Annotated in this window: 13 protein-coding genes, 1 rRNA gene and 2 pseudogenes; 2 read left to right on the top strand and 14 right to left on the bottom strand. The window is 73.4% G+C overall.

Annotated features, from left to right (window positions below):
• Window positions 1–626: 626 nt before the first annotated feature.
• The 11 genes and pseudogenes from QMG73_RS44535 to QMG73_RS44585 form a co-directional block, all read right to left on the bottom strand.
• Window positions 627–3,044: a hypothetical protein gene (locus tag QMG73_RS44535; RefSeq protein ID WP_281906035.1), complete on the bottom strand. Its 2,418-nt coding sequence runs from the start codon at window positions 3,042–3,044 to the stop codon at window positions 627–629.
• A complete protein-coding gene (locus QMG73_RS44540; RefSeq protein WP_281906037.1) occupies window positions 3,041–4,141 on the bottom strand; it encodes a glycosyltransferase family 4 protein in 1,101 nt (366 codons plus the stop codon). Before QMG73_RS44540 ends, QMG73_RS44535 begins: the two co-directional genes overlap by 4 nt.
• Complete coding sequence (gene murJ / locus QMG73_RS44545) at window positions 4,138–5,697, bottom strand: murein biosynthesis integral membrane protein MurJ (RefSeq protein WP_281906039.1); 1,560 nt, start codon at window positions 5,695–5,697, stop codon at window positions 4,138–4,140. The genes QMG73_RS44540 and murJ overlap by 4 nt, the downstream gene beginning before the upstream one ends.
• 1 nt (window position 5,698) lies before the next feature.
• A complete protein-coding gene (locus QMG73_RS44550) occupies window positions 5,699–6,610 on the bottom strand; it encodes a hypothetical protein (RefSeq protein WP_407676953.1) in 912 nt (303 codons plus the stop codon).
• Window positions 6,607–7,551: a copper transporter gene (locus QMG73_RS44555; RefSeq protein ID WP_281906040.1), complete on the bottom strand. Its 945-nt coding sequence runs from the start codon at window positions 7,549–7,551 to the stop codon at window positions 6,607–6,609. The genes QMG73_RS44550 and QMG73_RS44555 overlap by 4 nt, the downstream gene beginning before the upstream one ends.
• A 13-nt stretch (window positions 7,552–7,564) precedes the next feature.
• Window positions 7,565–8,743 (bottom strand): putative cytokinetic ring protein SteA, encoded by a 1,179-nt coding sequence (gene steA / locus QMG73_RS44560; RefSeq protein WP_281906042.1) that lies wholly within the window; start codon window positions 8,741–8,743, stop codon window positions 7,565–7,567.
• A gap of 100 nt (window positions 8,744–8,843) precedes the next feature.
• Window positions 8,844–10,553, bottom strand: a complete 1,710-nt coding sequence (recN, locus tag QMG73_RS44565) for a DNA repair protein RecN (RefSeq protein WP_281906044.1) — start codon at window positions 10,551–10,553, stop codon at window positions 8,844–8,846.
• A 62-nt stretch (window positions 10,554–10,615) separates the two neighbouring features.
• Window positions 10,616–11,497, bottom strand: coding sequence for an NAD kinase (locus tag QMG73_RS44570; protein WP_281906045.1), 882 nt, complete (start codon window positions 11,495–11,497; stop codon window positions 10,616–10,618).
• On the bottom strand, window positions 11,494–12,285 hold the full coding sequence (locus tag QMG73_RS44575; protein WP_281906047.1) for a TlyA family RNA methyltransferase: 792 nt from the start codon (window positions 12,283–12,285) through the stop codon (window positions 11,494–11,496). The genes QMG73_RS44570 and QMG73_RS44575 overlap by 4 nt, the downstream gene beginning before the upstream one ends.
• A 1-nt stretch (window position 12,286) precedes the next feature.
• Complete coding sequence (locus tag QMG73_RS44580; RefSeq protein WP_281906050.1) at window positions 12,287–12,448, bottom strand: hypothetical protein; 162 nt, start codon at window positions 12,446–12,448, stop codon at window positions 12,287–12,289.
• A 353-nt stretch (window positions 12,449–12,801) separates the two neighbouring features.
• A pseudogene (locus tag QMG73_RS44585) lies at window positions 12,802–13,410 on the bottom strand (phasin family protein); the annotation flags it as partial.
• Window positions 13,411–13,525: 115 nt separating this feature from the next.
• On the opposite strand from QMG73_RS44585, the gene QMG73_RS44590 reads away from it, so the two are divergent.
• Window positions 13,526–13,864: an alkyl sulfatase C-terminal domain-containing protein gene (locus QMG73_RS44590; RefSeq protein WP_281906052.1), complete on the top strand. Its 339-nt coding sequence runs from the start codon at window positions 13,526–13,528 to the stop codon at window positions 13,862–13,864.
• 92 nt (window positions 13,865–13,956) lie between these two features.
• Here QMG73_RS44590 and QMG73_RS44595 read toward each other — a convergent pair whose 3' ends face one another.
• Together QMG73_RS44595 and QMG73_RS44600 are read right to left on the bottom strand one after the other, a co-directional pair.
• Window positions 13,957–14,940 carry an HAD-IIA family hydrolase gene (locus tag QMG73_RS44595; protein ID WP_281906055.1) on the bottom strand — a complete coding sequence of 328 codons (984 nt, stop codon included), beginning with the start codon at window positions 14,938–14,940 and terminating at the stop codon, window positions 13,957–13,959.
• 610 nt (window positions 14,941–15,550) lie between these two features.
• Window positions 15,551–16,136 (bottom strand): annotated as a pseudogene (locus QMG73_RS44600) (Replicase polyprotein 1ab); the annotation flags it as partial.
• On the opposite strand from QMG73_RS44600, the gene QMG73_RS44605 reads away from it, so the two are divergent.
• On the top strand, window positions 16,125–17,780 hold the full coding sequence (locus QMG73_RS44605; protein WP_281906057.1) for a hypothetical protein: 1,656 nt from the start codon (window positions 16,125–16,127) through the stop codon (window positions 17,778–17,780). The pseudogene QMG73_RS44600 and the gene QMG73_RS44605 overlap by 12 nt on opposite strands.
• Before the next feature lie 497 nt (window positions 17,781–18,277).
• On the opposite strand, the gene rrf is transcribed toward QMG73_RS44605, so the two are convergent.
• Window positions 18,278–18,394 (bottom strand): 5S ribosomal RNA (gene rrf, locus QMG73_RS44610).
• Window positions 18,395–18,408 lie beyond the last annotated feature (14 nt).

The following is an 18,408-nucleotide window of genomic DNA, read 5'->3' on the forward strand; positions in this document are numbered from 1 at the left end:
CTGCGCGCGGCTCTGCGCGCGGCTCTGCGCGCGGCTCTGCGCGCGCCGCCCTGGGCCTGCGCGCGGGGTTTGCGCGCGGGGTTCTGCGCGCAGGGCGCGCGCCGATCAAGGGCGAACGCACGTGCTTTGATCTCCAATCCACGCGCAGGCGCCGCCCGGCTGGCACGGCACGGCGTGTCGCCACACCGGTCGCGCCGATCAAGGGCAAAGGCACGCGGTTGGATCTCTTTCCGCGTGCATTCGCCCTTGATCCATGCAGATCTCCTTGATCGGCGCGGTCGCGGTACGCGGTCCAACGCCACATCAAGCCCGCTAAGCCCGATAAGCCCGACCTGAGCTACCGCGATGTCCGTCGCGGGCCAGACCGTCGCTCCCGCAGCCTCACCCTCCGCCCCAACTCACGCTCACCCCTTACCGCCCGCTCGCCGTCGACCCAGACCCTGCGGCGATCTTGCACTTGTCACGTCCCAAACCGGGCATTCCGCCATGACAACTGCAAGATCAGCGCACGGTGAGGTCTTGCACGCGCGAGCGTCCATGCCGCGGGTCGGGCTTGGCGCGTCGATCAAGGGCGTCTGCGTCGATCAAGGGCGAATACACGCGGATAAGAGATCCAACCGCGTGCGTTAGCCCTTGATCGACGGAGAAGGCGCCTCCGGCGCGGGCGCGGGCGTCGGCGCGGACGCGGCAGGCCCCGATACGGACGCCGACGGCGCAGGCAGGGGCTCGGCGGGCGTGACTGCGGCGTCCGCGGGCGTGACCTCGGCGGGCGCGGACGCAGCGTCCGTGAGCTGGACCTCGGCGTCCGCGCGCGCGGGGACCGCAGGCGCGGGGACCGCAGGCGCGGGGGGCGCGGGGACCGCGGGCGCGGGGGCCGCGGGCGTAGGCGGGACGGGTGGGGAGGGGAGTTGGTCGGGGTCTAACGGTGGGAGGGTGCGGTCTGAGGCGTGGTCGAGGACGCGGAGGGCTGCCAGCGTCGCCATCGGCACGGTCAAGGCGGCCACCGCGCCCGCCACATCCAAACCCGAGCCTCCCAGTACGCCGCCGATCATGGCCGCCGTCGTGATGCCGACCATCGCGGCACGGATCGCCGGGTACAGGCCGAGGAGCCGCTTCAAGCCGCCCCATGGTCGTAGCAGAGCGAACCATACGAGTACCACGCCCACCACGGCGAGCACGGTCAGCGGGCTGTCGTCGAGGGCGCCGACGCTGGAGGCGGCCGCCCGTTGGACGGCGCGGCCGCCGGTGCCGTCGCCGAGTGCGGTGATGAAGCGGCCGAGGCGGTCGCGTTCGGCGTCGGGGCGGGACAGGTCGAACAGCGCGAACCCGGCCGTCACGAACAGGCCGGCGAGGGTCGCCCAGGCGAGTCTCGCGAACGTCAGCCAGCCGCCGGTGCTGATGGCGGCCGCGATGCACACGCCGGCGGTGAGCGCGATCGCCCCGACCGCGTCCGCGCCCAGGTACGGGCTGCCGACCAGGAGGATGCCGGCCCCGCCGACGGTGCCGAACACGACCGGGCGCCACGCTCGGCGTACCTGCTGTGCCAGGCAGCCGGACACGAGCAGGGTGCCGGCGAGGAAGACGCCGAGGCCGACGCGCCCCAGTCCCGCGTACCGGTTGCCGGTCAGCGCGGAGTAGCCGGCCACGCCGTTGAGCTGGAGCCGGGCGCCGGTGATCACGTCGGCGGCGACGACGATGGCGGCGACCGCGGCGACCATGGCGAGCGGGCCGAGGGTCGCCCGGTACCGCGGGCTGTATCGGATCGCGGCGGTGCCTGCCGCCAGTACCGCCAAAGTGACCGCCGCGAACAGCAAGCCGGCGTGGTCGGAGCGCCACCACGGCACCGCGTCCGCGACCAGCGCGGCCGGGATGGCCAGCGCGGCCGCGACCAGCAGCACCTCGACGGCGGCGACGAGCCCTCGCGGCGCCGGCCGCGGGCCGTGCGGACCGATGTGGCCGCGGGCGCGGCGCAGCAGCGGCACGACAAGGATGGCCAGCAGCAGTTGCAGGCCGGCGAGCAGCCCGAAGAACCAGGTGGCGACGTCGCGTTGGGCGCCGGCTTCGCGGTCGGCGTCGGCGGGTTGGGTGACGGCGACGTCGAGTTCGGCGGGGCGGCCGGGGACGGTGCGGGCGGGTTGGCCGCCGAAGACCCGTTGGGGCAGTTCGCGGCCGAGTGCCGCGAGGGCGGTGGGTGCCAGGTCGACGAGCTGTAGGTACCCGTCGCGGCCGGTGCTGGCCGAGGTGAGCCAGTCGCCTTCCCAGCCGGGTCCGTCGGCGATCGCGACGTGCAGGCGGTTGACGCGGTCGGTGTCGGACAGGCCGGCGACGATGACCAGCGAGTCGGCGGGGCGGGCGGCGAGTACCGCGGCCAGCGCCCTGTCGGCGCGCCGGGCCTCCGCTTCCCGCAGGGTGGCGTCCTGGGCGGCGACGGTGCCGAGGTCGACGATGCCGAGGCGGCAGTCGTCGAGCAGGTCCTGGGGTTGGGCGGGCAGCGCGGGCTCGTACCGGTCGACCCGCCCGAACGGCCGCGCGGCGGCGACGGCGGCACCGGTGCCGACCGCGACCGTGCACCGCACGGACTCGGCGAGCGCGCCGGGCACCGCCCCGTACGGCATCTGCTCCTGGTTGTACCGGACGACCTGCCGCACCTCGGGCAGGTACGCGCCGATGCCGTCGGGACGTTCGACGGTGACGTCGCGGCGGGCGCAGACCGGCGGTGGCGTGCGCGACGGCGTACTGGTGACCCAGGCGGCCCGGTTGCCGGCGCCGAGCGTGACCCAGCCGTCGAGCGGGCAGGTGGGCTGCTGCGCGGAGCGCACCGACAGCGAGCCGATCGAGCCGCGCTCGGCCATCGCCCACAGCGTGGGTGTGTTCTGCGCGTCGATGTCTTCCCAGCGCAGCCCGGCGACGCCCGCGATGATCACGTAGTCGACCGGTGCCGGGCTCGGTGCGGGTGCCGCCGCGGCCGGGCCGCCACTCAGAAAGACCGGGGTGCCGCTCAGAAAGACCAGGAGCACAGCGGACAGCGCGAACCAGAACCTCATCGCGGCTGGGCCGCCACGACCTCGGCGTACACCGCCTGCACGGCGGCGACGGTGTCGGACTCGTTCGGCCAGGTGGCCGCCTGGATCGGTCCCCGCCGCGCGTACTCGGCGCGCAGCGCGGGGTCGGCGAGCATCTCGCGGATGGCCGCGTCGACCGCGTCGACGTCGCCGGGCGGCACGAGCTTGGCGGCGTCGTGTACCAGGCCGGGCACCCCGCCGACGGCGGTGGCGACCAGCGGTACCCCGGCCTGCAGCGCCTCCTGCGCGAACAGTTGGCGAGCCTCCCAGTCGCTGGTGACGACCGCCAGGTCGGCGCCGGCGAGCAGGTCGGACACGTCGGTGCGGTGCCCGAGCAGGGTGACCGGGGCACGGGCGGCGGAGATGGTCTGCGCGAGGGACATGTACGCCGGCCCGGTGCCGGCGATCACCACGCGCGGCGCGGGGCGCAGGTCACGCCAGCGGGCGGCGGCGTCGACCAGGATGTCGTACCGCTTCTGCGGGTGCAGCCGCCCGACGGACAGCACGAGGGGTCGCTCGGGCTCGACGGCGAACTCGGCGCGCACCGCGGCGCGGCTGCGCCGGGGCGGTGGCAGCGCGGGCGCCGCGACGGGGCACAGGCGGGCGTTACGAGCGCCGACCTCGGCGGCGCGGGCGACCAGGTCGTCGGAGGCGCCGAGGGAGATTTGTGCGGTGCGGGCCACGACGCGTTCGAGCAGGCGGGACGCGGCGCCGCGCAGGCCGGCGGCGAGCACCGCGTTGTGCCAGGTGACCACCAGCGGTGGCCGGGGCCGCACCAGCGCGGCGACGAACCCGGCGCGCAGCCCGTGCGCGTGCACCACGTCGACGGTGCCGATGGCCCGGCGCAGGTCTCCCACGGCGCGCGCGTCGGTAAGGCGGGGGTTGGGCGGGATCTCGACGGCCTCGAACCGGGCGCCGGCCGCCGCGAACCCGAACCGCTCGTCGGTGTCGGCGGGACCACACACGGTCACGCTGGCGCCACCGGCCAGGAGTCCCCGGGTCAGCGACGAGACATGCTGCCCGACCCCGCCGGTGCTGGAAGCGAGGACCAAGGCGACATCACCAGTGAAGGCGCTCATGATCTCCTTCCCCGTAGTGCCGCTCTCATCATGGGCCGCACGTCGTGCCGGTCAAGCGGGTACGCGACACCGGCGAACACGGCGGCCACGACGGCTCCGGACAGCATGCCCTGAAGGACCGCGCCGCCGTCGGTCGGGGTACCGGTCGCGCGGGTGACCAGCCACCCCGCGGCGGCCGCGGCACCACCGGCGAGGACACCGACCAGCGCCGCCCTGGAAAGGCCCGCCAGCGCCGTCCGTCCGGCCCGCCGCACCAGTACCGCGACCAGCAGCGCGCCCAGCACGACCATGCCGATGGAGTTACCCAGCGTGAGGGCGAGCACTCGCCGTTCGTCGGCCAGCCCGGCGGCCAGCCCGATCGCGGCGAGCGCGGCGCATCCCCAGCCGGCGGCGGTGGCGGCTGCCGCCGGTCCGGGTTCGCCGCGCGCGTACATCGCCCGGGTGAGCACCGCGAACATCCCATACCCGACCAAACCAGGCGCGAACCCGGCGATGCCCTGCTCGGCGGCCGGCACCTGGAAGAACCGCGCCACCGGTCCGGCGACCGCCACCAGCGCGGCGGCGCCGAGGCAGGACAGCAGCAGGATGCCGCGCACGGCCGGGGCGAGGGTCTCGCGGTACCGCCGCTCGTCGTCGCGGGCGGCCGCCAGCGCCGGGTACGCCGCCGTGGCCAGCGGCACCGCCAGCACCGCCCAGGGCAGCAGGTAGATCGTCTGCGCCAGGTTGTACTCGACGTAGGTGCCCTCGGGCCCGCCCGATGACAGCCGCAACGCCACGAGTATCGCCACCTGCTGCGCACCGACCGTGACCGCGCCGGCGAGCGCCAGCCCACCGACGTCGCGGCGCGCCTCGACCGGGAAGTGGTAGGTCGGCCGCGGCCGCAGCCCCAGCGTGCGCACCGGGATCAGCAGGCACGACGACAGCACGACGACGCCCAGCGTGGTGCCCACCGCCAGGATCATCTCGCCGGTCAGGCCGACCTGCCCGAGGCCGGCGCGGCGCCCCTCGACCGCGCCGAACGTCACGTACGCGCCGATCACGGTGACGCTCGACAGCAGAGGCGCTATCACGGGCCACGCGAACCGTCGGTGCGCCTGCAACACACCGGTCAGCACAATCCCGATGCCATACAGGGGTAATTGCGGTGCGAAGACTCGGAGCATTCGCTCCCCCGCCTCGAGTTGCTCCGGGCTACCGCCCGGATAGAGCACCGACACGATCGGGCCGGCCAGCAGCGCCACCAGCGCCGCGAGCGGCAGCAGCAGGCTCGTGGTCCAGGTCAGAAGCGCCGACGTCGTGGCCGACACCTCGGCCCGATCACCCTTGTCGACACTTCCAGCCAGCAGGGGTACCACCAGACTGGCCAGCGCCCCACCGGCCACGATCTCGAAGATGATGTTGGGGACGGTGTTCGCCGCGAGGTAGATGTCACCCAGATCGGTGTTTCCCACCACCCACGTGAACGTGCCCGTGCGCGCGAACCCGGCGAGCCGGCTCGCCACCGTCAGGACGGCGATCAGCGCCGCGGCACCGGCGATCCGGCCGGTGGCCGCCACGTCAGGGACGCCGGCCGAGCGCATCCAGTTCGCGCAGGCCGGGCGTGCTCTGGATGACCTGGGTGAAGGAGACCTTTTCGCTGGCGGCGGTCAGCGCGACAAGGCCGGCCAGCGCCGCCGCGCGCCCGACCGGCCCGGTGCGGGAGGCGATCGCCACGCCCAGCAGCGCCCCGTACGCGTTGGCGCCGCAGTCGCCGAGCATCGCCCGCTCGCCGAGATCGTCGGGCAGCACCCCGGCCGCGCCCCCCAACGCCCCCGCCACCATGGCCGCACTCCCCCCAGCGCTCCCCCTCCCGTGATCAGGGCGTCCCTCAAGTCGTTCTAGCGACTTCGGGGACGCCCTGATCACGGGGGTGCGGCCTGTGGTGAGGAGCGGGGTGGCGATGAGGGCGCCGGCCTTGATCGCCCGTCCGGGGCGCAGGTCGAACAGGTTGAGCAGGTTGGCAGTACCGGCGATGACGCCCGCTCCGAGCAGGACATCCGCGACGAGCCCGGTGCGGCTCTTGCGCCGCCGGCCGGGGTCGGCCGCGAGCAGCGCGGAGGCCGCGAGGCCGGCGGCGCCCACGCCCGCGATCTTCACCAGGCCGCTCGTGACGCGCCCTTCGCGCAGCGCCGTCAGGTGGCCTTTGAAGCCTTTCGCCGCCTTCTGCTCCGGCCGAGCCCCCACCACATCGTCGTACAGGCCGACGACGCCGGCGCCGAGCCCAGCGGTGAGCGCCGCCGCGGCCGCCGCCGGCGTGGGCGCCCCCGCGGCGGCACCGACCGACGCGCCCGCGGCCAGCGCCGGCCCGCCAGCGAGCGTGACCTCGCGACCCCGGAAGTTGGTGCGGCGCAGCACCTCAGGCGACCCGGCACGGCGCAACACCGCCCGAGAGACCGCCGCGCCTATCGCAAAAGCGAGCCCGCGCCTCACTTCTCGTTCTGCTTCGGCATCATCGAGGAGTTGCCGGCGCCCAGCCCGTACTGGCCAGCCTTGCCCTGGGTCAGCTGCTCCACCACGGCGAGCGCGGTGACGACCTGACCCTGCGTGGTGTTGCTGTTGTCGACGGTCGAGATGCTCTTGGACAGCGCGGGATCGCCCCGCACGCCGGCGACCAGGTTGCCGTCGGTGGCGCCGTTGCCGGCCACCACCAGCGGGCCCACCTTGTCGAACTGGTCGGCGACCGTCACCACGGCCTCGTCCTTCTTGACCGACTCGCTGTCGGTGTAGGGCTGGCCGGAGACGATCACGACCGCCTCGGCCGGGCCGGTGACCTTGTCGTCTTCGACGCTGATGTAGCCAGCCGACGAGTACGCGGCCAGCAGCGCCTTCAGGTCGGTCGCCGAGACCGGCACCGCCGCGGCCGGCCGGTCGAGCAGGGCCGTCGCCAGCAGCGCGCTGGAGGTCTCGATGCCGTCGCTGTTGGCCGGCAGGCCGGTGGTCGGGATGGTGGGCTGGGACGCCTGGTCGGCCAGGTCCAGCAGCTCGACGCTGTTGTCCGGGTTGACCAGCTTGTCCTGGACGTCCACCCGGCCGGTGATGGTCGCGCCGGCCATCTCCAGCATCTTCTTCACACCGTCGGCCTGATCCCGGCCGCTCGGCATCGTCAGCAGCAGGACGCGGCGGCCGCTCAGCTTGCCGGCCAGCATGTACGGCGCGCTCTCGGTGGCGAAGTCTTCTTCCCGGTTCGCCTCCTCCTGGAGGCTGCTGACCTGCTCGCGCAGCTGGCGGTTGTCTTTGCCGAGGGCGTTGACGCGGTCCTTCAACGAATCGGCGACCGGGCCGTTCAGCGCCGCGGTGCCGACCACCAGCCCGATCGCCAAGGCGAGGAACACGGCGGTCAGCGACACCACGTGGTACCGGAAATTGATCACACGTATCGCCCCGTCAGAAAAGCTGGCCGAGTTGGAAGACCAGATTGTCCCACCACTCCGAGACCACAGCGAGGTAGGCCTTGCCCACGGTGGACACCGCCACCGCCGATGTCATGGCCGCGATCGCCGACAGCACCAGCAACAGCAGCGACGACCCGGAGATGCTCTGCCGGTACAGCCGGCTCACGCCCTTGGCGTCGACCAGCTTGCCGCCCACCTTCAGCCGGGTCAGGAACGTCGACGCCATGCCGCCGCGCCCCTTGTCGAGGAACTCCACCAGCGTCGCGTGCGTGCCCACCGCCACGATCAGCGAGGCACCCTTCTCGTCGGCGAGCAGCATCGCCAGGTCTTCGCTGGTCGCTGCCGCCGGGAACGTGATCGCCGCCAGGCCGAGCTGCTGCACCCGCGCCAGGCCCGGCGCGCGCCCGTCCGGGTACGCGTGCACGACTACCTCGGCACCGCAGCGCAGCACGTCGTCGGTGACCGAGTCCATGTCACCGATGATCATGTCGGGCGTGTAGCCGGCCTCGACCAGGGCGTCGGCGCCTCCGTCGACGCCGATCAGCACCGGCTTGAACTCCCGGATGTACGGCCGGAGAACCTCCAGGTCGGCCTTGTAGTCGTAGCCGCGCACCACGATCAGGCAGTGCCGCCCGCCGATGTGCGTCTCGATGTCGGGCACGCCGACACCGTCGAGCAGCAGGTCACGCTCCTGCTTGAGGTACTCCATCGTGTTGGCGGCGAACGCCTCCAACTGCACCGACAGGCCCTCGCGCGCGTCGGCCATCGCCTTCGCGACCGACTCGGCGTCCTGCCGCACCCCGCTGCCGACCGGCTCGGCGCCCACGAAGACCTTGTCGCCCTCGACGCGGACCGTGTCGCCCTCGCGTATCGCTTGGAAGATGCCTTCGCCCAGGTCGTCGACCAGCGGGATGCCCGCCTGGATCAACACCTCAGGGCCAAGGTTCGGATACCGCCCGGAGACGGACGGCTTCGCGTTGAGCACCGCGGAGACCCCGACCGCCACGAGCGAGTCGGCCGCGACCCGATCGATGTCGACGTGGTCAATGACCGCGACGTCGCCCGGGCGCAACCGGCCCGCCAGACGCTTGGTCCGGCGGTCGAGGCGCGCGGTGCCGGTTACAGTGCCCGGTTCTGCGCTCCGGGTCCGGCGCAAAGTGGGTAGACGCATCGTGACCATCGTGGCATGGCCGCCAAACTTTTTCCGACCGCGACGCGCCTGACCTGCGGCTCAGCGAAAATCGATGTGACGCTAGTCACCCGGCAGGGTGTTACCCGCGCTTTTCGCGGGCGGCGACCGCCAGCAATTCCTCCGCATGCGCGATACCCAGGTCGGAGTCCGGCAAACCAGCCAGCATCCGAGCCAGCTCCCGGGCCCGGTCGGTGTCTTCCACTACCCGGACCCCGCTGGTCGTGACCGCCCCACCGGTGTCCTTGGCCACCACCAGGTGCCGATCGGCAAACGCGGCCACCTGCGGCAGGTGCGTCACCACCAGTACCTGGTGGCTGCGCGCCAGCCGCGCCAGCCGCTTGCCGATCTCCACGGCCGCCTGCCCGCCGACCCCGGAGTCGACCTCGTCGAACACCAGCGTGGGCGGACCGCCCGCACCCGCGAACACCACCTCGATCGCCAGCATCACCCGCGACAGCTCGCCGCCGGACGCGCCGCGCTGCAACGGCAACGACGGGGCGCCGGGGTGGGCGAGCAACCGCAGCTCGACCTCGTCGGCGCCGTCGGGGCCCACCTCGCGCGGCACCACCGCCACCTCGATGCGGGCGTGCGGCATCGCCAGGCCGGCGAGCTCGACGGTCACCTGATCGGCGAACCGGCCGGCCGCCTCGCGACGGGCCTCGGTGAGCCGCTCACCGAGCGCCGTCACCTCGCCGGCCAGCCGCTGGCGCTCCCGGTCGAGCTCTTCGAGCAGCTCGTCGGAGGTGTCCAGCACGGACAGGCGCTCGCGCGCTCGCGCCGCCCACGCGATCACCCCGTCGACGTCGTCGGCGTACTTGCGGGTCAGCCCCCGCAGCGCCGCCCGTCGCTCGTAGATCGTCTCCAGGCGCGCCGGGTCGGCGTCGAGCGCGTCGAGGTACGCCGACAGCTCGGCGGCCACGTCACCCATCAGAGTGGCGGCCTCTTCGAGCCGGACCGACAGGTCGCCGAGCTTGCTGTCGAGCCCGGCCTGCCCTTCCAGGGTGCGGCGGGCCAGGCCCAGCAGGCTCGTGGCGTCGGGCGTGTCGTCGCCACCCTCCGCGCCGCCGGCCACCGACTGGTACGCCAGCGCGGCCGCCGTGCGCAGGCCCTCGGCGTGCTCGAGCCGCTGCGCCTCGGCCTTCAGCTCGTCGTCTTCGCCCTCTTGCGGGTCGACCCGGGTGATCTCGTCGAGGCCGAGCCGCAGCAGGTCGGCCTCCTGATTACGCTCCCGGGCGTTGCGCCAGCGATCAGCGAGGTCGTCTTCGACCTGCCGCCACTGCGTGTATGCCTCGCGGTAGGTGTCGAGCAGCTTCTCGTGCTCCGGCCCGGCGAACCGGTCGAGCGCCCCCCTCTGCTCCGAGGGGCGCAGCAGCCTCAGCTGGTCGGACTGCCCGTGCACAGCCACGACGTGCTCGCCCACGTCGGCGAGCACCGACACCGGCGCACCGCGACCGCCCACATGCGCCCGCGACCGGCCCTCAACCGTGACAGTGCGGCTGAGCAGCACCGTGCCGTCGTCGTCGGGCTCGGCGCCAGCGTCGGCGATGCGGGCCTGGACCGCGGCGGCAGTGGGGTCGACCAGCCTGAGCCGGCCCTCGACGACCGCCCGCCCCGGGTCGGCGCGCACCCGGCCAGCGTCGGCACGCCCGCCGAACAGCAGGCCCAGACCGGTGACGACCATTGTCTTGCCCGCGCCGGTCTCGCCGGTGATGACATTCATCCCACCGGTCAACGGCAGGGTGGTGTCATCGATGACCCCGAGGCCGGTGATGCGAAGCTCTTCCAGCACGCCTCAAGACAGTAATAGCGCCGTCCGACACCCACCACCCGCAGGGCCGGCCTGTGGAAAAGCTACCGGCGATTCCCGCGCCAACCTTCGACAGGCAGTTCGAACTTGGCCACCAGCCGGTCACTGAACGGCCGCGACCCGAGCCGCACGATACGCACCGGAAGGCTGCCGCGCCGCACCGTGACCTTCGCGCCGGGCGGCAGGTCGACCACGCGCCGGCCGTCGCAGCACATCGTCGCCGACGTCGTGTACGGGTCGACGGTGATCACGAACGTCGACGTCGGCGCGGTAACCAGCGGCCGGCTGAACAGCGCGTGCGCGCTCACCGGCACCAGCAGCAGCGCCTCGACCTCCGGCCACACCACGGGCCCGCCGGCCGAAAACGCGTACGCCGTCGAACCGGTCGGCGTCGCGCACACCACGCCGTCGCACCCGTACCGCGAGATCGGCCGACCGTCCACATCGACCAGTAGCTCGATCATGTGAGAACGCTGGCCTTTTTCGACGCTCACCTCGTTGAGAGCCCACGACTCGACGGTGCGTTCCCCGTCCACGTCGGCGATAACGTCGAGCGTCAGACGTTCGTCCACTGTGTAGTCACGCGCCACCACCCCGCGCACGGCCGTATCCAGGTCGTCAATCTCAGCCTCCGCAAGGAATCCCACCTTGCCCAGGTTGATGCCCAGCAGCGGCGCCTTCGCCGGCCGCGCCAGTTCGGCGGCGCGCAGAAACGTGCCATCGCCGCCGAGCGCGAAGACGATCTCGGTACCGTCAGCCGCCGCCAACCCGCTCACCGGCGTCACCCCGGGCAGCCCGAGATCGGCCACCTCCTCGGCGACCACCCGCACCTCGAACCCGGCCGCGATCAGGTCAGCCGCCACCGTCCGGGCATGCTGCGTGCTGTCCTGCCGCCCGGTGTGCGTCACCAGCAGGGCGCTTCTCATCCGTTCACCACCGCGTGCACCTGTTCCTCGTCCACGTCCGGCGCGCCCTGGCGCAGCCACAGGAAGAACTCGACGTTGCCGCTCGGCCCGGGCAGCGGGCTGGCCGCCACCCCGGCGACACCCAGCCCCAGCTCGCGGGCCGCGGCCGCCACGTCGAGCACCGCCTCGGCGCGCAGCGCCGGCTCGCGCACCACTCCGCCGGCGCCCACCCGTTCCTTACCCACCTCGAACTGTGGCTTCACCATCAGAGCCAAATCTCCATCGGCCGCGGTGCACGCGGCCAGCGCGGGCAACACCAACCGCAAAGATATGAACGACAGATCCGCCACCGTGACGGCGGCGGGCCCGCCGATCGTTTCGGGCACGAGGGTACGCACGTTGGTGCGATCGAGTACCTGTACCCGAGGGTCGGTCCGCAACTGCCACGCGAGCTGCCCGTAGCCGACGTCGACGGCCACCACCTCGGCCGCGCCGGCGCGCAGCAGCACGTCGGTGAAGCCGCCCGTGGAAGCGCCCGCGTCCAGGCAGCGCTTGCCCTCGACGCTCAACCCCGCCGGGCCGAACGCCGCCAGCGCGCCAGCGAGCTTGTGCCCGCCACGCGAGACGTACTCGATGACATCGCCGACGACCCGCAGCGGATCGGCGGGGTCGACCATCGCGGCGACCTTCCGCGCCGGCACCCCGCGCAGCTGGACGCGCCCCGCCTCGACCAGCTCCGCGGCCTGCTCGCGCGAGCGTGCGAGGCCGCGGCGAACCAGCTCGGCGTCCAGCCGGGTGCGCTTGGCCATCTCAGCCCTGGTCGATGGTGGCGAGCGTCTCCTGCAGCGTCCGGTGCGCCGCCTCGTACTCGGCGATCTGGTCCCGCAGCGGCACGTTGGCCGCGTTCGCCAAGGACTGGATCACCGCGTCGACCGCCGGATGCCCAGAGCCGTCACCGTCTGACCCAGACACAGCGCCCGCACCGTAGCCCGGCGGCGGCGCGGGTACGGGCGACGCGCCACTTCCCGGCGCCCCGGAGACCGGCGACGCGGGCCCCGGCGCGGCTGGGCCGGCGGGCGGCGGCGTGGGGACGGGCGGCCGGTACGGGCCGGGCGTGGGCCCGGTCACGCTTCACCGGCCGGTGGCGGCGCCGCCTTCTTGGCGGGCGAGGTCTTGCGTGCCGGAGCCTTCTTCGCAGCCGTCTTCTTCGCTGGCGCGACCGGGCTGTCGACCGGCGTGGCGGCTGCCACAAACTCCGGCGCGAGCGCCACCGACTCCGGCGCGGGCGCCGCGCTGTCGACGGCCGGCGCCGCCTTCTTGGCCAGCCCAGCCTTCTTCGCCAGCCCGGCCTTCTTCGCCGGAGCCGCGCTCTTCCTGCCCGGCGCGCTCTTCTTGGCTGGCGCGGCCTTCTGAGCCGCCGGCTCGACCTCGGCCGGAGCCTTCTCCGCGACCGCCTTCTTGGCCACTGTCTTCTTCGCGACCGTCTTCTTGGCCACAGCCTTCTTCGCGACGACCTTCTTCGCGGGCGCCGCGGCCGGCGAGACGGGCGGCGCAGCCGGCGAGACGGGCGCCTGAGCCGACGAGGCTGCCACCGGAGCGGGCGCGACGTCCGCCGAGGCAGGCGTGGCCGGGACCGTCTTGGTGGTCCGCAGCTCCTCCTCCAGCTCGCGCACCCGCGCGGTCAGGTCAGCGACCTCCTCCGCGGTGGCCAGCCCGACCTTGCCCAGCGCGCGATCCACCTCGAACCGCACCAGCTTGGTCAGCGCCTCCCGGTTGGCCACGCTGGTGGCGACCAGTTCCTCCGCCATCGCCTGCAACTGGCCGGCCGTCGCGCCACCCTTGCCGACGAGCTTCTTGGCCGCCTTCTGCGCCTTCTTGCGCGACGCCTCGGTGAGCCCCAGAGCAAGCTCGAGGTATGCCCGCCACGCTTCCATCCCGCGTCCTTCCGCCGGAGTACGAACCTTCACCTGTCACGCTACCGGTCAGCCCGTGAGGACCTTTGAGGTACCGTGCGGTGGATCAGTTGTGGCGCACGATGAGGAGGCTGCCGTGGCCACCGTGCAGGAGTGCCGGCAGGCGCTGGACCAGCTCGCGGCCAAGCTGGAGGCCAACGCGGCCAACGGCGGCAAGCGGATCGACCTCGACCGCACGCTCGCGTGCCGGGTCACCGACCTGGGGGTGGCCTTCCACGCCCGCCTGGCGGGTGGCCGCCTCCAGGACATCACCGACGGCGACGACCCCAAGGCCAAAATCAGCCTGACGACGACCAGCGATGATCTGGTCGCCCTGGTCGAAGGGCGCCTGGACTTCGCCCGCGCCATGGCCGCCCGCCGCCTGTCGATCGGCGCCAGCCCCTTCGACCTGCTAAAACTCCGCAAACTCCTCTAGCCGCGCGGCCCTCACGCGCCGCTCCCCTTCGTGATCAGGGCGTCCCTCAAGTCGTTAGGGCGACGTGAGGGACGCCCTGATCACGGTGGAGCTCAGAGGCCCAGGGTGTGGAACGCGTCGCGCGCCGCGCTCGACGTGGGGCGGACCTTGGCGCCGGCCCAGGTCGCGGCACACAGCAGGCGTAGCGCGTCCAACACCGCACCGCTGCCGGAAAGCCCGTCGCCGTCCAGCTGCCAGCCGTCGACGGCCACGGGCGGCACGCGTACCGCCTCGTCCACTTCGAACAGCCCCGACAGGTCAGCCGCCACGAACGTCGGTCGCCGCGACTCCGGCGCTGCCAGCAGATCGGCCGCCCCGGACACCCCCGTCAGCACCAGCAGGCTGTCCATGCCGGCACGCACCGCGCCCTCGATGTCGGTGTCCAGCCGGTCACCGACCACCAACGGCCGCCGCGCGCCAACCAGCCGCGCCGCGGTCGCGAACAGCTCCGGCTCCGGCTTGCCCACGACCACGTCCGGTTCGCGGCCCAGCGCCGTACGCAGCGCCGCCACCAACGAACCATTCCCCGGCAACGGCCCGCGTGGGCTCGGCAGGGTGCGGTCGGTGTTGGTCGCGACCCACAGCGCCCCGCCACGCACGGCCACACACGCCTCGGCCAGATCGGCCCAGCCAACCTCCGGCCCATACCCCTGCACCACCGCCACCGGCGCCTCACCCGCCGCCGACACCGGCGTCAGGCCCGCCTCGCGCACCTCGGCGCGCAGCGCCTCGGCGCCCACCACCAGGACACGATCACCCGGCGACAGCCTCTGCGCCAGCACGGCCGCCGCCGCGCCAGCTGAGGTGAGCACCTCGTCAGCAGTCGCGGGTACGCCCAGCGCGGTCAGCAGATCAGCGACCTCACCCGATCGGCGCGAGGCGTTGTTCGTCGCGTACGCCAACGGGGTGCCGCCCCGGTGCAGCTCGGCCACGGCTTCCACGGCACCGGGTATCGGCCGGTCGATCAGGTAGACGACCCCGTCCAGGTCGAAGATGACCAGGTCATACCCGTCGACCAGCCGCTTCCCCGTACTCACGACTTGTCGCTCTCCCCAGCCTTCACGTCGCCACCGGTGCCGGCCGGCTTCTCGGCGTCGTCATCCTCGGCCGCGTAAGCGAACTCGTCCTCGGCCACCTTGTCCTCGACGACGTCTTCGTGGTCGCCCTCGCCGCGAGCGACCACCGCCGTGACGACGTCGTCCTCGCCGTCAACGCCATCCGCGTCACCATCGCCGTTCTCGCCCACGTCGCGGGCGTCGGCCTTCAGCGCGGCGTCCGCGTCGAAGGCGGCGTCAGCTTCCAAGGCGGCGTCCGCATCCTGCGCGGCGCCGGCGTCCTCATCCGCCTCGTCGTCCGCCTCGTCGTCCAAGGCCGCGTCCACGCCGTCCTCGTCCGCCTCGTCGTCCAAGGCCGCTTCCACGTCCTCGTCCGTGTCGGCGCCATCGTCGGCGTCGGCGTCGGCGTCGGCGTCGGCGATCGTGTCCTCGTAGTCCTCTTCGTCTTCGTCGTAGTCGTCGTCTTCGTCGTCCTCGTCGTACGAGGCTTCGCCCTCTTCGAACTCGTCGTCGGCGTCAGCCTCGTCGTCTTCCTCTTCGACGTCGGCTTCCGCGTCGGCGTCGTAGCCGGCCTCGTCCTCGTCGAACTCGTCGTCGTCGCCCTCCAGCACCACGCCATCGAGCTCGAGCAGCCGCTCGGCGGCGTCCGTGGTCGAGTCTTCGTCGACCTCCGCCGCCCGCGCGAACCACTCCCGCGCCTCGTCACGACGATCCACGGCGAGCAGCATGTCGGCGTACGCGTACCGCAGTCGCGCGGTCCACGGCTCCGCCGGCTCAGCGGTCAGCTCGCGCACCTGGAGCATCGCGACGGCAGCGTCCTTCTGATCGAGGTCACTCCGCGCGCCGGCCGCCACGATCAGCAGCTCCACGGCCTCGCCCGGGTCCATTGTGGACCGATCCGCCGCCCGGAACAGGTCGATCGCCCGCTCCGGCCGCCCCAGCGCGCGCTCGCTGTCAGCGACCACCGCGAGATGCGTCTGCGTACCGCTCATCCGGTGGTATGTGCGCAGCTCCGCGATCGCCGTCTGCCACTCCCCAGCGTGGTACGCCGCCAGCCCGACCGCTTCCCGCACCGCGGCGATCCGGGACGCCAACCGCCGTGCCGCGACAGCGTGCGCCAGCGCCTCAGCCGGGTCCTCGTCGATCAGCTTGCCGGTGGCCACCAGGTGCCGCGCCACCGTGTCAGCGATACCCCGCGCCAGCGACAGCAGCTCGGCGCGCACCTCACCTGCGAGGTCCGACGCCTCGATGTCGTCGGGCAGTACCGGCGGACCCGTGCGCTCGGTCCGCTCGCCGCTCTCGTCGCCGTCGCGCACCTGGTCACGGTCCTCCGGGCCGCGGTCGCCACCAGGCGCCCCGACGTCCCGGCGCTCGAACCGCCGCTCCCCCTGGCCCGCGCGGTCGCCGTAGCCGCCCCCGTCGCCACGGTCCCGGAACCCGGGCCGGTCGCCGCCGCGCGCCCTGTCATCGCGGAACCCCGGACGCCCGTCACGATCCCTGGAGCTCGGCCGGTCAGGGCCGCCGCTGTCACGGAATCCGGTGCGCTCCCGCCGGTCGCCGTACCCGCCACGGTCGCCGTCCCGGCGCGGCCCGCCCTCGCGGAACCCGCCCCGGTCGCCACCGAACCCGCCTTCGCGGCGCGCGCCACCATCGCGGAAGCCGCCACGGTCGCCATCTCGACCACCGTCACGCCCACCGAACCCGGCCCGATCGCCACCGTCACGCCGCGGCCCGCCGCCAAAGCCGGCCCGGCCACCGCCGTCACTCGCGTCCCGGCGTCCCGCTCCACCGCCATCACGGTCACGGAACCCGCCACGGTCGCCATCGCGGCGCGGACCACTGTCACGGAAGCCACCGCCGTCGCGTCGCGGGCCGCCGCCGAAGCCGCCCCGGTCGCCGTCTCTGCGAGGACCACCCTCGCGTCCGCCGAACCCGGCCCCGTCGCGGCGGGGGCCGCTGTCGCGGAAGCCGCCCCGGTCACCGTCACGGCGCGGACCACCGCTGAATCCAGGGCGGTCGCCATCGCGACGCGGCCCGCTGTCACGGAACCCGCCACGGTCACCATCGCGACGCGGACCACTGTCACGGAACCCGCCACGGTCACCATCGCGACGCGGACCACTGTCACGGAAGCCACCCCGGTCACCATCGCGACGCGGACCGCCATCGCGGAACCCGCCACGGTCGCCGTCGCGGCGTGGCCCGCCGCCGAAGCCGGCCCGGCCGCCGCCGTCGCTCGCGTCCCGGCGTCCCGATCCACCGCCATCACGGTCACGGAAGCCGCCCCGGTCGCCACCGTCGCGACGCGGCCCGCTGTCGCGGAAGCCGCCCCGATCACCGTCACGGCGCGGACCACCGTCGCGACCGCCGAAACCCGGGCGGTCACCGTCACGGCGCGGACCACCGTCGCGGAAGCCACCTCGGTCGCCGTCGCGGCGCGGACCACCGTCGCGGAAACCGCCGCGGTCGCCGTCACGACGCGGGCCGCCGCCAAAGCCGCCCCGGTCGCCGTCTCTGCGCGGACCACCGTCGCGGCCGCCGGATCCAGCTCGGTCGCCGCGCGCACCACCGTCACGGTCGCGGAATCCGCCGCCGTCGCGGCCGCGGAACGACCGCTGATCGCCACCGAACCGGCCGCCGCCACGCGAGTCGTCGCGCTGCCCGCCGCGGTATCCCGCGCCGTCGCGGAACCCGCCCCGGTCGTCGCGGTCTCGACCGCCCCGGAAACCGCCTTCGCCGCCGTCACGGGAGCCACGGGGCCGGTCACCGCCCCGATCGTCGCGCCCGCGGAAGCCACCTTCGCGGTCACCCGTGCCACGTGACCCACCGGACCGGTCGCGGAAGCCGCCCCGGTCGTCACCGCCCCTGCCGCCGTCGCGGAACCCGCCGGAGCCGCCCGGGCGGTCGCCTCGGTCGCGGGAACCCGGCCGGTCGTCGCGGCCACGGTATCCGCCGTCACGGCCGGACCGGTCGGTCGCACCCCGGTCGCGGGAGCCTGAGCGGTCATCGCGGAAGCCGCCGTCGCGGGAACCCCCACGCGAGCCGCCGTCCCGGCCGCCGCTGTATCCGCCCCGCTGGCCACCCGAGAAGCCGCGATCGTCGCGACGGCCTCCGCCATCACGGTCGCCCGACCCCTGGTTGTCCGCCTGGGCCCGATACCGCGGGTTATCCCCGCGAGGTTCCTCACTCACAGGTACATCCTCCCTGTACTCGACGAGGGCCGCTCGCTCGGGGCGGCCTGTCGCCGCCTGCCCCGCCCCGCCGAGGCCAAACACACATTGAGGGCCACCCCATTTGGGGTGGCCCTCAATAAGAAGATGTCCGGCGGTGTCCTACTCTCCCACACCCTCCCGAGTGCAGTACCATCGGCGCTGGAAGGCTTAGCTTCCGGGTTCGGAATGTTACCGGGCGTTTCCCTTCCGCCATGACCGCCGTAACTCTGTGAACCGG

Source organism: Phytohabitans aurantiacus (assembly GCF_027923225.1).
GTDB classification, from domain to species: Bacteria; Actinomycetota; Actinomycetes; order Mycobacteriales; family Micromonosporaceae; genus Phytohabitans; species Phytohabitans aurantiacus.

What these genes read in the sequence shown, in the direction of transcription:
- QMG73_RS44535 (WP_281906035.1), bottom strand. Translation starts at nt 3,044, where the DNA reads ATGAGGTTCTGGTTCGCGCTGTCCGCTGTGCTCCTGGTCTTTCTGAGC.
- QMG73_RS44540 (WP_281906037.1), bottom strand. Translation starts at nt 4,141, where the DNA reads ATGAGCGCCTTCACTGGTGATGTCGCCTTGGTCCTCGCTTCCAGCACC.
- steA (WP_281906042.1), bottom strand. Translation starts at nt 8,743, where the DNA reads ATGCGTCTACCCACTTTGCGCCGGACCCGGAGCGCAGAACCGGGCACT.
- QMG73_RS44570 (WP_281906045.1), bottom strand. Translation starts at nt 11,497, where the DNA reads ATGAGAAGCGCCCTGCTGGTGACGCACACCGGGCGGCAGGACAGCACG.
- QMG73_RS44575 (WP_281906047.1), bottom strand. Translation starts at nt 12,285, where the DNA reads ATGGCCAAGCGCACCCGGCTGGACGCCGAGCTGGTTCGCCGCGGCCTC.